Source organism: Streptomyces tubercidicus (assembly GCF_027497495.1).
GTDB classification, from domain to species: domain Bacteria; phylum Actinomycetota; class Actinomycetes; order Streptomycetales; family Streptomycetaceae; genus Streptomyces; species Streptomyces tubercidicus.
Genome location: NZ_CP114205.1, coordinates 6267426 through 6281742, shown reverse-complemented (window position 1 = coordinate 6281742; position 14317 = coordinate 6267426). Strand labels below are relative to the sequence as shown.

The 14317-nt window shown below is 70.7% G+C and carries 11 protein-coding genes; 2 read left to right on the top strand and 9 right to left on the bottom strand.

Annotation, left to right across the window (positions count from 1 at the left end; genetic code table 11):
- Positions 1-15: 15 nt before the first annotated feature.
- The 7 genes from gap to STRTU_RS27320 form a co-directional block, all read right to left on the bottom strand.
- Complete coding sequence (gene gap / locus STRTU_RS27355) at positions 16-1020, bottom strand: type I glyceraldehyde-3-phosphate dehydrogenase (RefSeq protein WP_159747301.1); 1005 nt, start codon at positions 1018-1020, stop codon at positions 16-18.
- A 336-nt stretch (positions 1021-1356) separates the two neighbouring features.
- On the bottom strand, positions 1357-2346 hold the full coding sequence (gene whiA / locus STRTU_RS27350) for a DNA-binding protein WhiA (RefSeq protein WP_018091880.1): 990 nt from the start codon (positions 2344-2346) through the stop codon (positions 1357-1359).
- A complete protein-coding gene (locus STRTU_RS27345) occupies positions 2337-3398 on the bottom strand; it encodes a gluconeogenesis factor YvcK family protein (RefSeq protein WP_159747300.1) in 1062 nt (353 codons plus the stop codon). Before STRTU_RS27345 ends, whiA begins: the two co-directional genes overlap by 10 nt.
- Positions 3395-4339, bottom strand: coding sequence for an RNase adapter RapZ (gene rapZ, locus STRTU_RS27340; RefSeq protein ID WP_159747299.1), 945 nt, complete (start codon positions 4337-4339; stop codon positions 3395-3397). The genes STRTU_RS27345 and rapZ overlap by 4 nt, the downstream gene beginning before the upstream one ends.
- Positions 4336-6426, bottom strand: coding sequence for an excinuclease ABC subunit UvrC (gene uvrC, locus STRTU_RS27335; protein WP_159747298.1), 2091 nt, complete (start codon positions 6424-6426; stop codon positions 4336-4338). Before uvrC ends, rapZ begins: the two co-directional genes overlap by 4 nt.
- Positions 6427-6553: 127 nt before the next feature.
- Positions 6554-7072 carry a hypothetical protein gene (locus tag STRTU_RS27330; RefSeq protein ID WP_159747297.1) on the bottom strand — a complete coding sequence of 173 codons (519 nt, stop codon included), beginning with the start codon at positions 7070-7072 and terminating at the stop codon, positions 6554-6556.
- A 322-nt stretch (positions 7073-7394) separates the two neighbouring features.
- Positions 7395-7808: a Rieske (2Fe-2S) protein gene (locus tag STRTU_RS27320; protein ID WP_159747296.1), complete on the bottom strand. Its 414-nt coding sequence runs from the start codon at positions 7806-7808 to the stop codon at positions 7395-7397.
- 301 nt (positions 7809-8109) lie between these two features.
- Here STRTU_RS27320 and STRTU_RS27315 point away from each other — a divergent pair, with 301 nt between their 5' ends.
- Together STRTU_RS27315 and STRTU_RS27310 are read left to right on the top strand one after the other, a co-directional pair.
- The gene (locus STRTU_RS27315) at positions 8110-9168 is read left to right on the top strand and encodes a LacI family DNA-binding transcriptional regulator (protein WP_159747295.1); all 1059 of its coding nucleotides are present in this window, start codon (positions 8110-8112) and stop codon (positions 9166-9168) included.
- Entirely contained in the window at positions 9165-10172 is a 1008-nt protein-coding gene (locus tag STRTU_RS27310) for a carbohydrate kinase family protein (RefSeq protein WP_159747294.1), read from the top strand. Before STRTU_RS27315 ends, STRTU_RS27310 begins: the two co-directional genes overlap by 4 nt.
- Positions 10173-10292: 120 nt before the next feature.
- Here the strand turns inward: STRTU_RS27310 and uvrA are convergent, their stop codons facing one another.
- Together uvrA and STRTU_RS27300 are read right to left on the bottom strand one after the other, a co-directional pair.
- Positions 10293-13262: an excinuclease ABC subunit UvrA gene (gene uvrA, locus STRTU_RS27305; protein ID WP_159747293.1), complete on the bottom strand. Its 2970-nt coding sequence runs from the start codon at positions 13260-13262 to the stop codon at positions 10293-10295.
- Between the two features lie 263 nt (positions 13263-13525).
- Positions 13526-14284, bottom strand: a complete 759-nt coding sequence (locus STRTU_RS27300) for a TetR/AcrR family transcriptional regulator (protein ID WP_159747292.1) — start codon at positions 14282-14284, stop codon at positions 13526-13528.
- Positions 14285-14317 lie beyond the last annotated feature (33 nt).

Below are 14317 nucleotides of genomic sequence, written 5' to 3'. Positions count from 1 at the left end.
CGTCAGCCGGAGCGATCAGAGCTGGCCACCGACGAAGGTGGTCAGGTCCACCAGGCGGTTGGAGTAGCCCCACTCGTTGTCGTACCAGCCGACGACCTTGACCTGCTTGCCCTGGGACATGGTCAGGGAGGAGTCGAAGGTACACGAGGCCGGGAAGTTCACGATGTCCGAGGAGACGATCGGGTCCTCGGTGTACTCCAGGATGCCCTTGAGCTGGCCCTCGGCGGCCTTCTGGAAGGCGGCGTTGATCTCGTCCTTGCTGACCTCGCGGTCGAGCTCCAGGACCAGGTCGGTGACCGAGCCGGTGGGGACCGGGACGCGCATGGCGATGCCGTCCAGCTTGCCCTTGAGCTGCGGGAGGACCAGGGCGGTGGCCTTGGCGGCACCGGTCGAGGTCGGGATGATGTTCTCCGCGGCGGCACGGGCGCGGCGCAGGTCGCTGTGCGGGAAGTCCAGGATGCGCTGGTCGTTGGTGTACGCGTGGACCGTCGTCATCAGGCCCTTGACGATGCCGAAGTTCTCGTCGAGAACCTTGGCCATCGGCGCCACACAGTTGGTGGTGCAGGAGGCGTTGGAGATGACGTGGTGCTTGGCCGCGTCGTACTTGTCGTTGTTGACGCCCATCACGATCGTGATGTCCTCGTCCTTGGCGGGCGCGGAGATCAGGACCTTCTTGGCACCAGCGGCGATGTGCTTCTCCGCGTCGGCCTTCTTCGTGAAGATGCCGGTCGACTCGATGACGATGTCGGCGCCGAGCTCGCCCCAGGGGAGGTTCGCCGGGTCGCGCTCGGCCATCGTCTTGAAGGTCTGGTTGCCGACCGTGATGGTGTCGTCGGTGTGGCTGACGTCCTGCTTGAGACGACCCAGGATGGTGTCGTACTTCAGCAGGTGAACCAGGGTCGCGTTGTCGGTCAGGTCGTTGACACCGACGATCTCGATGTCCGCGCCCTGCTCCAGGAGCGCGCGGAAGTAGTTGCGACCAATGCGGCCGAATCCGTTGATGCCTACGCGGATCGTCACGAACCGATCTCCTCGTTAGGTACGCCGATGGGTTACCGGCGAGCTGTATGGGCTGTCCCCGACCGCCTCCGACCCTACCCCCAATAAGAGACGTACGTGACATTGACAAACGGGCCTTCGTACCCTCAAACGAGCAGCTACAGAAGGGCTTCTGGCCCCTCAAACGAGCGAGCCCAGAAGCGCTCCAGGCCCCTCAAACGAGCGGTGTGAACTGCCCTCGCGCGCGCCCGCCCGCGCCTCCCCCGACGGCACCGTTCGGGAAGTGACGCCGGGGGCGCGAGGGGATGTCCGGCGGGGTGCGAAGGGGATGTCCGGCGGGGTACGAGGCACCGGTCGTCAGCCGACCATGCCCTCCGCGAGCTCCTCGGTGAGGTTGGATTCGGTGCCGGGGATGCCGAGGTCCTGAGCGCGCTTGTCGGCCATCGCCAGCAGCCGGCGGATCCGGCCGGCGACCGCGTCCTTGGTCAGCGGCGGGTCGGCGAGGGCGCCCAGCTCCTCCAGCGACGCCTGCTTGTGCTCCATGCGCAGCCGGCCGGCCGCCGCGAGGTGCTCGGGGACCTCCTCGCCCAGGATCTCCAGGGCCCGCTGGACCCGGGCGCCCGCGGCGACCGCGGCGCGCGCCGAGCGGCGGAGGTTGGCGTCGTCGAAGTTGGCGAGGCGGTTGGCGGTGGCGCGGACCTCGCGGCGCATCCGCCGCTCCTCCCACGCGAGCACCGACTCATGGGCGCCGAGCCGCGTCAGCAGGGCACCGATCGCGTCACCGTCACGGACCACGACGCGGTCCACCCCGCGCACCTCACGGGCCTTGGCGCCGATGCCGAGCCGGCGGGCGGCGCCGACCAGCGCGAGCGCCGCTTCGGGCCCGGGGCAGGTGACCTCCAGGGACGAGGAGCGGCCCGGTTCGGTCAGCGAGCCGTGCGCCAGGAAGGCGCCGCGCCAGGCCGCCTCGGCGTCACAGGTCGCGCCGGAGACCACCTGTGGAGGCAGCCCGCGGATGGGACGGCCGCGGCCGTCCACCAGGCCGGTCTGGCGCGCCAGCTGATCACCGCCGGCCACCACCCGTACGACGTAGCGGCTGCCGCGCCGCAGGCCGCCGGGGGCCATCACCACCAGGTCGGAGCTGTGCCCGAAGATCTCCAGGATGTCCTTGCGCAGCCGCCGGGCGGCGATGCCCGTGTCCAGCTCCGCCTCGATCACGATGCGCCCGCTGACCAGGTGCAGACCGCCCGCGAACCGCAGGATCGACGAGACCTCCGACTTCCGGCAGCAGGTCCGGGTGACGGGGAGCCGGGAGATTTCATCCTTCACCGCTGCCGTCATCGCCATGGGCCGATCCTTCCATGCATCCGAAAAATACGGTCGTACGCGGCTGCCAGCAGCTCCGGGTCGTGCCGGTCGGGGGCTCCACCGGCGCGCGGCCGGGCGTCGTCTCCTTGTGCGGCGACCGCCGCGAGCTCGACCTCGCTGCCGACCAGCTGCTTGGCGGCAGCGGTCAGACCCTCGATGTCGGGCACGGCGTCCTTGTCGGCCAGCACCACGTCGAAGGCGAGTTTAGGGGCGTGTCGGGCCAAAACCTCCAAATGACGCTGCGGGGAGAAGCCATCGGTTTCGCCCGGTTGGGGCGCAAGGTTGAGCGAAAGGACCTTTCGGGCCTTGGTCTCCTCCAGCGCCTCGCGCAGCTCCGGCACCAGCAGATGCGGGATCACGGACGAGAACCAGGAGCCGGGGCCGAGCACCACCCAGTCGGCGTCCCGCACCGCGGCGACGGCCTCCGGGACGGCCGGCGGTTCCTCGGGGACCACATGGACGGACTGGACCTCGCCACGGGTGAGCGCGACGGTGGCCTGGCCGCGGACCGTCGTGATCTCGTCAGGGTGGTCCTGGTCATGCCCCCTGACCTGGGCCTGGAGCTCCAGGGGCACCGCCGACATGGGAAGCACCCGGCCGTGCGCGCCGAGCAGCTTGCCGACCAGGTCGAGCGCCTGGACATGGTCGCCGAGCTGCTCCCACAGGGCCACGATCAGCAGATTGCCGACCGCGTGGTCATGCAGCTCGCCCTCGCTGGTGAAGCGGTGCTGGATCACCCGGGACCAGGTCTGGCCCCAGTCGTCGTCGCCGCACAGCGCGGCCAGCGCCTTGCGCAGATCGCCGGGCGGCAGCACGCCGAGCTCATCGCGGAGCCGGCCGCTGGAGCCGCCGTCATCGGCGACCGTGACCACGGCGGTCAGATCGCCGGTGATACGGCGCAGCGCGGTCAGCGAGGCGGACAGGCCCATACCGCCGCCCAGTGCCACCACCTTGGGGGTGGCGCCCTTCGTCATACGGCCGCTGGGGACGAACCGGCGGACCCGCCGCAGCCGCGGTGCACGCCTGCTCACTCGCGCCCCATGTCCCGGTGGACGATGACGGTTTCCACCCCTTCGGACACCAGGCGGCGGCCGAGCTTCTCGGACATCGCGACGCTGCGGTGCTTGCCGCCCGTGCAACCCACGGCGATGGTCACATAGCGCTTGCCCTCCCGGCGGTAGCCCTCGGCGACGATCCGCAGCAGCTCGGCGTAGCCGTCCAGGAACTCCTTGGAGCCGGGCTGGCTGAAGACGTAGCTGGAGACCTCGTCGTTGAGACCGGTGAACGGGCGCAGCTCGGGGACCCAGTGCGGGTTGGGGATGAAGCGGCAGTCGATGACCATGTCGGCGTCGACCGGGAGGCCGTACTTGAAGCCGAAGGACATGACCGTGGCGCGCAGCTCGGGGACCTCCTCGCCGGCGAACTGGGCGTCCATCTTGGCGCGCAGTTCATGGACGTTGAGGCTGGAGGTGTCGATGACCAGGTCGGCGTCGCCGCGCAGTTCACGCAGCAGATCGCGTTCGGCGGCGATGCCGTCGACGATCCGGCCGTCGCCCTGGAGGGGGTGCGGGCGGCGCACCGATTCGAAGCGGCGCACCAGGGCCTCGTCGGAGGACTCCAGGAAGACGATGCGGCGCTTGACGTTCTGCGCGTCGAGGGTGGCCAGCGATTCCTTGAGGTTGGCGAAGAAGCGGCGGCCGCGGACGTCGACGACGACCGCGATCCGGGCGACATTGCCCTGCGAGCGGGCGCCCAGCTCGACCATCGGCGCGATCAGCTCGGGCGGGATGTTGTCGACCACGAACCAGCCGAGGTCCTCCAGGCACTTCGCGGCCGTGCTGCGGCCGGCGCCGGACATCCCGGAGATGATCACCAACTCGGGGATCGCGGCGCTCTCGCCCTGGTCGGTCGTGCCCGTACTCACCTGTGCACCGTCTCTCTCGGTTTCCTGCGTTTCGTGCGGTGTACTCATCGGTCCTGCCCCCGTTCTGCTGACAACGCGGCCGGTGGGGCCCCGTCATCCTCAATGATCTCTCCTGTGGCGGTGTTCACCGCGGGGGCGGACGGTGCCGCCCCGGCCAGCGCCGCGGCGACCGTCTCCGCCGTTTTACGGCCGACCCCCGGAACCTCGCAGATCTCCTCCACCGTCGCGGCCCGCAGCTTCTTCAGCGAGCCGAAGTGCTTGAGCAGCGCCTGGCGGCGGCTCTCGCCCAGTCCGGCGACGGCGTCGAGCGGCGAGGACTTCAGCCGCTTGCCGCGCTTGCTGCGCTGGTAGGTGATCGCGAAGCGGTGTGCCTCGTCCCGGACGCGCTGGAGGAGGTAGAGCCCCTCGCTGCTGCGCGGCAGCACCACCGGGTCGTCGTCCTCCGGCAGCCAGACCTCTTCGAGGCGCTTGGCCAGGCCGCACACGGCGACATCGTCGATACCGAGCTCGTCCAGGGCCCGGCGGGCGGCCGCGACCTGCGGGGCACCGCCGTCGACGACCACCAGCTGGGGCGGGTAGGCGAAGCGCTTGGGGCGGCCGTCCTCGTCGGTCGGGCGGCCGGCCATGGGGTCCGGCTCCGGATCGTCCGGGCCCGCGGCGACGGTGGCGGCCGTGGCGCCGTTGTCATCGACGCGGGCGTCCCCGGCCGGCTCCTCCGTCCACTCGCCGGCCTTCTGCTTCTCCTGGAGATAGCGCTTGAAGCGGCGGCCGATGACCTCGTGCATGGACCGGACATCGTCCTGGCCCTGGAAGGTCTTGATCTGGAAACGGCGGTATTCGCTCTTCCGGGCGAGACCGTCCTCGAACACCACCATCGAGGCGACGACGTCATCGCCCTGGAGGTGGGAGATGTCGAAGCACTCGATACGGAGCGGCACCGAATCCAGGCCGAGGGCCTCGGCGATCTCCTCCAGGGCGCGGGAGCGGGTGGTCAGGTCGGAGGCGCGCTTGGTCTTGTGCAGCGCCAGGGCCTGCTGGGCATTACGGGCGACCGTGGCCATCAGGTCCTTCTTGTCGCCGCGCTGCGGGATACGCAGCGAGACCTGGGAGCCGCGGCGCCCGGAGAGCCACTGGGCGATCGGGTCGACAGGGTCGGGGAGCGCCGGGACCAGCACCTCCTTGGGGACGGCGTCGCCCTGCTCCTCGCCGTACAGCTGCTGGAGGGCGTGCTCGACCAGGTCGCCGGTGGTGACGGCCTCGACCTTGTCGGTGACCCAGCCGCGCTGGCCGCGCACCCGCCCGCCGCGGACGTGGAAGATCTGGACGGCGGCCTCCAGCTCGTCCTCGGCGAGGGCGATCAGATCGGCGTCGGTGGCGTCGGCGAGCACCACGGCGCTCTTCTCCATGGCCCGCTTGAGCGCCCCTATGTCGTCCCGCAGCCGGGCGGCGCGCTCGTACTCCATCTCCTCTGCCGCCTCCTGCATCTGACGCTCCAGACGGCGGAGGTAGGCGCCGGTGCGGCCGGCCATGAAGTCGCAGAACTCCTCGGCGAGTTCACGGTGTTCTCCGGCGGAGATCCGGCCGACGCAGGGGGCCGAGCACTTGCCGATGTAGCCGAGCAGGCAGGGGCGGCCGATCTGGGCGGACCGTTTGAAGACACCGGCGGAGCAGGTCCGTACGGGGAAGACGCGGAGCATCAGGTCGACGGTCTCGCGAATGGCCCAGGCGTGCCCGTATGGACCGAAGTAGCGCACGCCCTTCTTCTTGGCGCCGCGCATGACCTGGACGCGCGGGAACTCCTCGTTGAGGGTCACCGCGAGATACGGATAGCTCTTGTCGTCGCGGTACTTGACGTTGAAGCGGGGGTCGAACTCCTTGATCCAGGTGTATTCGAGCTGGAGCGCCTCGACCTCGGTGGTGACGACGGTCCACTCCACGGAGGCGGCGGTGGTGACCATCGTGCGGGTACGCGGATGCAGGCCGGCCAGGTCCTGGAAGTAGTTGGCCAGACGCTGGCGCAGGCTCTTGGCCTTGCCGACGTAGATGACCCGGCCGTGCTCGTCGCGGAACTTATAGACCCCCGGCGAGTCGGGGATCTGTCCCGGCTTGGGTCGATAGCTGCTGGGGTCTGCCATGCACACCACCCTACTGACCACCACCGACAATCACGGCCGGGACCGACGGCGTTCCTGTGGCTCTCCCCCCATCCCCGGACCCACCCCTCGCCCCCTGCCCCTCCCCCGCAAAACCTGGCGCTCCAGGTCACCCGCTGCGTCGTCGGCGCAGGGCCGCCGAGGCGGACAGGCCCAGGGCCAGCAGGGCGGCGGCGCCCGCCACGGTCGTGGCCGCGGTCACCGGCAGGCAGGCGACCGTGAACGCGCCCGCCGTGACGGGCCGCTGGGCCCGCGCCGGCTGCGCCCGGTGCTTCTCGGCACCGGCGGCGGCCTCGGGCCCGTAGCCGCCGGCCTCGCCGCGCCGCTCGTACGCGGAGCCCGGCAGTCTGTCCCCGTAGGCCCTCGCCACCCCCTTGGCGTGGCGGGTCTCGTCGTCACCGTCGGCGATATTGACGACCTTCCAGGCGGCGCCCGGCCGCACGGTCCATACGGAGGCCGTGCGGCCGTCGGCGGCGACCGCTTCGTGGGCGGCGGGGATGCTCGCACGGGATGGGGCCTGCGGCAGGGGGGCGGGTGCGGCCTGCGGGGCGAGGCCGGTGAGGGTGGTCGCGAACGCTCCTGTGGCGACGGCGCGAAGGGTGGTACGGACGGCGGTGCGCTTCGTCATGGCCTCAGGCTCCTATCCGGTGGAGGGAGTGCGTCCAGGAGAAGGAGCTTCCGTTCACGTAGTAATCGAAATCGACCTAGTTGTAGCGGAAGTTGGTCGTTCAGCGATCACCCCGGTAAACCCAGTTTCGATCTGTGTCATAGCCATAGACCACGTGCATATGGCCGCCGCCGGAGGAGCACTGGATGCGAGTCTCTCTCGGCCGTCCGGCGTCGGGCTCGCTCCACACGACCTCCTGGCGAAGCCAATCGGCGACATAGGAGCCGGAGTTGCCGCCCGTCCGACTACTGACAGCAGGGCGCCCGGCGGTCGCAGCGCCCCCTCAGCCCGCGATCAGCTTGCCGCCCTTGGACTTGACCGGCACCTCGGGCAGCGGCTCGGTCGCCGGGCCCTGGAGGACCTCACCGGTGGTGACGTCGAAGCGGCTGCCGTGGCAGGGGCAGCTGCCCTCCTTCTTCTCGACGTCGGACAGGATGCAGCCGGCGTGGGTGCACTTGGCGCTGAAGCACTTGTAGGTGCCCTTGGCGGGCTGCGACACCAGGAGCCGGTCCTCGCGGTAGAGCTTGGCACCGCCGACCGGCACCTCCGCGGCGGCCCCGAGGTCGACCGGCCCGTCGGGCAGCGCCGAGGCGTTCGCGCCCGAGTCACCCGATGAGCAGGCCGTCAGCCCGAGGCCGGTGGCCCCGGCGAGCGCGGCCCCCCGCAGCACGGTTCGGCGGTCGGGGGACTGGCTCATGGCTGCTCCAGAGGTCAGGGCGTCGGGGGCCGTGGAGGGACGGGGGTACGGGGTCAGACGCGGCGGCTCCCGACGATACCGGCGCAGATCGTTCCGCTTCCCCCCGGGCCGGGCACCGGGGCGGGCACCGGGGCGGCCGCTGGGCGTAAACGCTTACGTAAGCGTTTACGTATAGGGTCGAGTGCTCGTAGTGTGGGGTCTTCGCGGGACGAGCCGCGAGACATAAGGCATCAGCCGCGAGCCACGAGGCCCGGGAAGGCCGGGCACCACCCTGGTGCCGCACCCCCGGGGGGAGGACCGAATGACGACGATGGCGGATGTGGCCCGGCGGGCAGGTGTCTCCGTCGCCACGGTCTCGCACGTGCTGAACGGCACCCGGCCGGTGCGCCCCGGCACCCGCGCCGCGGTGCTCGGCGCCATCGACGACCTCGGCTACACCCACAACACCCTGGCCCGCTCCCTGGTCACCTCCCGCACCCGCTCGATCGGCCTCGCGGTCTCCGCGATCAGCAACCCGTACTTCACCGAGATCCTCCAGGGCGTCGAGGCCGGTGCCCTGGCGGCCGGTTACAGCCTGCTGATCGCCGATCCGCACGACGACCCGCGGCACGAGCGCACGGTCGTGCAGCTGCTGCACGAGCGACGGGTGGACGGCGTGATCGTCGCGCCCTCCGCGGAGCCGTCGGAGATGGTGGAGTATCTGGCCCGGCGCTCGGTGCCCACGGTCTTCCTGGACCGGCTGGTCGGCGACGCGTACGACCAGGTGTGCGCCGAGAACACCGGCCCGGCGCGCCAACTGGTAGAGCATCTGGCCGACTTGGGACACACCCGGATCGGCCTGGTGGCCGGCCTTCCCGGGCTGAGCACCACGGCCGAGCGCGTCGAGGGTTACCGCGAGGGGCTGCGCGCCCGCGGCCTGCCCTTCGCGCCCGCACTCCTCGCGGGCGGCAACTCCGAGGCGGCGGGCGCCCAGGCCGCCACCCGACAGCTGCTCGCCACGGACAAACCGCCCACCGCGATCGTCACCGCCAACAACGCGATGACCATCGGCGCGCTGCGGGCGCTGCGCGAGCTGGGCCGGGAGGTGCCCCGCGATACCGCGCTGGCCTGCTTCGACGACTTCTCGTGGGCGGAACTGTTCACGCCCCGGCTGACCGCGATCGCCCAGCCCAGCAAGGACATCGGGGCGGCGGCGGTCCGGCTGCTGCTGGAACGTCTGGCGGAGCCGGACCGGCCTCCGCGCACCCTCCGCCTCCCCTGCACCTTTGTGCACCGTACGTCGTGCGGCTGCCCCGAACCCGCCCCGGCCACGCGCCCGGCCGTAGCTCAGGCTACCCAGGAAAGGAACCGCACCCCGTGATCGTCGTCGCCGGCGAGGCACTGATCGACCTCGTCCCCAGCCCGCAGAGCCCGCTCCCGCCCTCCCCCGACGGCGGCGCCCCCGTGCCGGACGGCCCGTTGCCGGCGTTGCTGCCGCGGCGCGGCGGCGGCCCGTACAACACCGCGGTCGCGCTGGGGCGGCTGGGCTCGCCCACCGCGTTCTGCTCCCGGATCTCGACCGACGCCTTCGGCGAGGCGCTGCTGGACGGGCTGCGCGGCGATGGAGTGGACACGTCGCTGGTGCAGCGCGGCGGTGAGCCGACCACCCTTGCCGTGGCGGACATCAGCCCGGACGGCTCGGCGGGCTACGGCTTCTATGCCGACGGCACCGCCGACCGGCTCTTCACCTTGCCGCCGGAGCTGCCCGCCACGGTCCGGGCGCTCTCCCTGGGCACCTGCTCACTCGTCCTGGAGCCGGGCGCGACCGCCTATGAGTCCCTGCTGCGCCGTGAGGCCCGGCGCGGCGTCTTCACCGCCCTCGACCCCAACATCCGGCCGGGTCTGATCCCCGACCCGGACGCCTACCGGGCTCGCTTCCGCTCCTGGCTCCCCGACCTCGCCCTGCTGAAGCTCTCCGAGGAGGACGCCCTGTGGCTGGCGGGGTCCGGCGAGGAGGCGGGCGGTGCCGTGGGCGACGGGCGGGACGCGGTCCTCGCGGCGGCCAAGGGGTGGCTGGCCGAGGGGCCCGCGGCGATCGTCCTCACTCATGGCGGGGACGGGCTGACAGTGCTGACGCCGGGGGGCGGGGAGCTGACGGTGCCCGGCGAGCGGGTCACCGTCGTCGACACCATCGGCGCCGGCGACACGGTCAACGCCGCGCTGCTGCACCGGCTGGGCGCCCACGATGCCCTCTCGCGCAGCGCCGTAGCCGCCCTCGGCCCCGAGGACTGGCATGACATCCTGCGCTTCGCCGCCCGCGCGGCCGCCGTCACCTGCTCACGGGCGGGCGCGGAGCCGCCGTTCGCCACGGAGGTCGTGGCGTAGGGCCTGTCTTCACCAGGGCGGGCCGCCACCGCCCCCGTCGTACGGAGAGCGGTGACGGCCCGGCGGGTACGGCCCGTTACGGCCCGCTGGCGTCAGCCCGTAGGCATCAGCCCGCAGGCGTCAGGAGGTGCGGCGGGTCCGCGCCGTGGTCTTCGTGGCCACGGTCTTCTTCGCGGCCGCCTTCTTCACTGCGGTCTTCTTGGCCACCGGCTTCTTGGCGGACGCCTTCACCGGCGCGGCATCGCTGACGCGGTCGCCGAGGATCTCCCGCAGGAACTTGCCGGTGTGGCTGGCCGGGATGGACGCGATGTCCTCCGGGGTGCCTTCGGCGACGACCAGACCGCCTCCGTTGCCGCCCTCGGGGCCCATGTCGATGACCCAGTCGGCCGTCTTGATCACATCGAGGTTGTGCTCGATGACGATCACCGTGTTGCCCTTGTCGACCAGGCCGGACAGCACATTGATCAGCTTGCTGATGTCGTCGAAGTGCAGACCGGTGGTCGGCTCGTCGAGGACATAGACCGTGCTGCCCGTGGAGCGCTTCTGGAGCTCGCTGGCCAGCTTGACGCGCTGCGCCTCACCACCGGAGAGCGTCGGCGCGGACTGCCCGAGCCGGACATAGCCGAGACCGACCTCGTTGAGCGTCTTGAGATGCCGGGAGATGGTCGGCACCGCCTCGAAGAAGCTCAGCGCCTCCTCGATGGGCATGTCCAGCACCTCGGCGATGGACTTGCCCTTGTAGTGGACCTCCAGGGTCTCCCGGTTGTAGCGCGCCCCGTGGCAGACCTCGCACGGCACATAGACATCCGGCAGGAAGTTCATCTCGATCTTGATCGTGCCGTCGCCGGAGCAGTTCTCGCAGCGGCCGCCCTTGACGTTGAAGGAGAAGCGCCCCGGCAGATAGCCGCGGACCTTGGCCTCCATCGTCTCCGCGAAGAGCTTGCGGACATGGTCGAAGACGCCGGTGTAGGTGGCCGGGTTGGAGCGCGGGGTGCGGCCGATCGGCGACTGGTCGACATGCACGACCTTGTCCACCAGATCGTCCCCGGCGACCCGGGTGTGCCGGCCCGGCACCGACTTGGCGCCGTTCAGCTCGCGCGCGAGGTGGGTGTAGAGGATGTCGTTGACCAGCGTCGACTTGCCGGAGCCGGAGACTCCGGTGACGGCGGAGAACACCCCGAGCGGGAAGGAGACGTCGATGTCGCGGAGGTTGTTCTCCTTCGCACCGTGCACGGTCAGCTGCCGCACCGGGTCGGCGGGCCGCCGGATGTCCGGTGTCGCGATGGCCTTCTTGCCGGACAGATACTGACCGGTGATCGAGTCCTTGTTGGTCAGCAGCTGCTTCATCGGGCCGCTGTGCACGACCTTGCCGCCGTGCTCACCGGCCCCCGGGCCGATGTCCACGACCCAGTCGGCGACCTTGATGGTGTCCTCGTCGTGCTCCACGACGATCAGGGTGTTGCCCATGTCGCGCAGCCGCACCAGGGTCTCGATCAGCCGGTGGTTGTCGCGCTGGTGCAGACCGATCGAGGGCTCGTCCAGGACGTAGAGCACGCCCACCAGGCCGGAGCCGATCTGGGTGGCGAGGCGGATGCGCTGGGCCTCACCGCCGGAGAGGGTGCCGGCCGCGCGGTTCAGGGAGAGGTAGTCCAGGCCGACGTCGACCAGGAACTTCAGCCGCTCGTTGACCTCCTTGAGGACCCGCTCGGCGATCTTCTTCTCTCGCGCGGTGAGCTTCATTTCCCGCAGGAAGTCGGCACAGTCGCTGATCGACATGGCCGCGACATCGGCGATCGACTTCTGCTGGACCGTGACGGCGAGCACGATCGGCTTGAGCCGGGTGCCGTCACAGGTCGGGCAGGGCACCTCGCGCATATAGCCCTCGAAGCGCTCCCTGCTGCTGTCGCTCTCCGCTTCGGAGTGCCGCCGCTTGACGAACGGCACGGCGCCCTCGAAGGGGGTGGTGTAGGCCCGCTCGCGGCCGTACCGGTTGCGGTAGCGCACCTCGATCTGGGTCTTGTGGCCGTGCAGCAGGGCCTTCTTGGCGCGGGCCGGCAGCCCGGCCCAGGGGATGTCCGTACGGAATCCGAGGGCGTCCGCCAGCGCACCGACCAGGCGGCCGAAGTACTCCTTGGTGTGCCCGTGCGACCAGGGGTGGATGGCGCCCTCGTCGAGGGAGCGGTCCTCGTCGGGGACGATCAGCTCGGGGTCGACCTCCATGCGCGTACCGATACCGGTGCAGTCCGGGCAGGCGCCGAAGGGCGAGTTGAAGGAGAAGGAGCGGGGCTCCAGCTCCTCGAAGGAGAGGTCGTCGTAGGCGCAGTACAGATGCTCCGAATACATCCGCTCGCGCTGCGGGTCGTCCGGCTCCAGGTCGACGAAGTCGAGGATGACCATGCCTCCGGAGAGCCCGAGGGCCGTCTCGACGGAGTCGGTCAGCCGCCGCTTGGCGGTCTCCTTGACCGTGAGGCGGTCGACGACCACCTCGATGGTGTGCTTCTCCTGCTTCTTCAGCTTCGGCGGCTCGGCGAGATGGATCGTCTCCCCGTCGACCCGTGCCCGGCTGTAGCCCTTGGTCTGGAGGTCGGAGAAGAGATCGACGAACTCGCCCTTGCGCTCGCGCACCAGAGGGGAGAGCACCTGGAAGCGGCTGCCCTCGGGCAGCTCCAGCACCTTGTCGACGATGGCCTGCGGCGACTGCCGGGCGATCGGCCGTCCGCACTCGGGACAGTGCGGTTTGCCGACCCGGGCGAAGAGCAGCCGGAGGTAGTCGTAGACCTCGGTAATCGTGCCGACCGTCGAGCGCGGGTTGCGCGAGGTCGACTTCTGGTCGATCGATACCGCGGGGGACAGGCCCTCGATGAAATCCACATCGGGCTTGTCCATCTGCCCGAGGAACTGCCGGGCATAGGAGGAGAGCGACTCGACATAACGCCGCTGCCCCTCGGCGAAGATCGTGTCGAAGGCGAGCGAGGACTTGCCCGACCCGGAGAGCCCCGTGAAGACGATGAGGGAGTCGCGGGGGAGGTCGAGCGAGACGTTCTTGAGGTTGTGCTCGCGAGCGCCACGGACGATGAGACGGTCGGCCACGCCGGTCGGCACCTTTCTTGGAGGGGGGCGGGGGCCGCGGCTCTGCGTCCGCCGCTCGGTGAATGAGCAGAGGCGGCGAAGCGGAGCGGAGCCCCGCCCCAGAGTATGGGGCCCGCCGCGGCACTGTCGTTGGGATGCCACACACGAGCTTATAGCACGCCCATTCGATTTACCGGACTCGCAAGCCCTCTTCACCCGAACGTGTGGCGGCCGCACAATCTTCCCGCCCCGCCACACGCCCGTACGCTGCGGAAACGCCCGCGTCAGGCGAAGCCGGGCAGGGCCCGCTCCAGCGCCTCGAACGTGCGCCGCAGCACCTCCGCCTGCTCAACGGCGACCTCGTCCACCGGGTCACCCCCGAGTTGCCGGGCCGCGGCATCGACGTAGGCGACCCGGATCGCCGCGATGATCAGCCCCGCCCCCAGCCGGGCGTCATGATCGGGCCGGTCCGCGTCGCCGCCCGCGGCCTCGGCGAGCAGCGCGGCGAGCGTGTTCTCCATCTCCTCGACCGCCTCCCGCCCGCGCGCCCGCAGCGCCGGCGAGTCCAGCACCGTGCGCCAGAAGTGCTCGAACCCCTCCCCCGCCCCGGCCAGCGGATGCCGCTCCGCCAGCAGGCCGAGCACGAGCCGCCGCAGCGCGGCGAGCGGCGACTCCCCCGCACCGCGCCCCCGTACGGCACGGACGATCAACTCCCGCGCCTCGGGGATCCGGTCGAGGAAGAGATCCTCCTTGCGCGGGAAGTAATTAAAGACCGTCATCGTCGACACCTCGGCGGCGCGGGCCACCTCGGCGACGGTGACCTGGTCGAAGCCGTGCCGGATGAACAGCACCGTGGCCTCGCCGGAGATCCGCTGCCGGGTACGCAGTTTCTTGCGCTCGCGGAGCGTCAGCCGCTCCTCCGCCACCGCGAAGCCGGTATCCGCGAAGCCGGCCTCCGGCTGCCGTCCCGCCGACCGCTCGCCGTCCGCAGCCCGCCGACCGCCCGTCGCCCGCTTACCGCCGCGCCGTTCCTCGTCCATCATGGCCGGAATTTTAGGCCACGTTTTAGCCGCAAC

What these genes read in the sequence shown, in the direction of transcription:
- whiA (WP_018091880.1), bottom strand. Translation starts at nt 2,346, where the DNA reads ATGGCGATGACGGCAGCGGTGAAGGATGAAATCTCCCGGCTCCCCGTC.
- rapZ (WP_159747299.1), bottom strand. Translation starts at nt 4,339, where the DNA reads ATGAGTACACCGCACGAAACGCAGGAAACCGAGAGAGACGGTGCACAG.
- uvrC (WP_159747298.1), bottom strand. Translation starts at nt 6,426, where the DNA reads ATGGCAGACCCCAGCAGCTATCGACCCAAGCCGGGACAGATCCCCGAC.
- STRTU_RS27330 (WP_159747297.1), bottom strand. Translation starts at nt 7,072, where the DNA reads ATGACGAAGCGCACCGCCGTCCGTACCACCCTTCGCGCCGTCGCCACA.
- STRTU_RS27320 (WP_159747296.1), bottom strand. Translation starts at nt 7,808, where the DNA reads ATGAGCCAGTCCCCCGACCGCCGAACCGTGCTGCGGGGGGCCGCGCTC.
- STRTU_RS27315 (WP_159747295.1), top strand. Translation starts at nt 8,110, where the DNA reads ATGACGACGATGGCGGATGTGGCCCGGCGGGCAGGTGTCTCCGTCGCC.
- STRTU_RS27300 (WP_159747292.1), bottom strand. Translation starts at nt 14,284, where the DNA reads ATGATGGACGAGGAACGGCGCGGCGGTAAGCGGGCGACGGGCGGTCGG.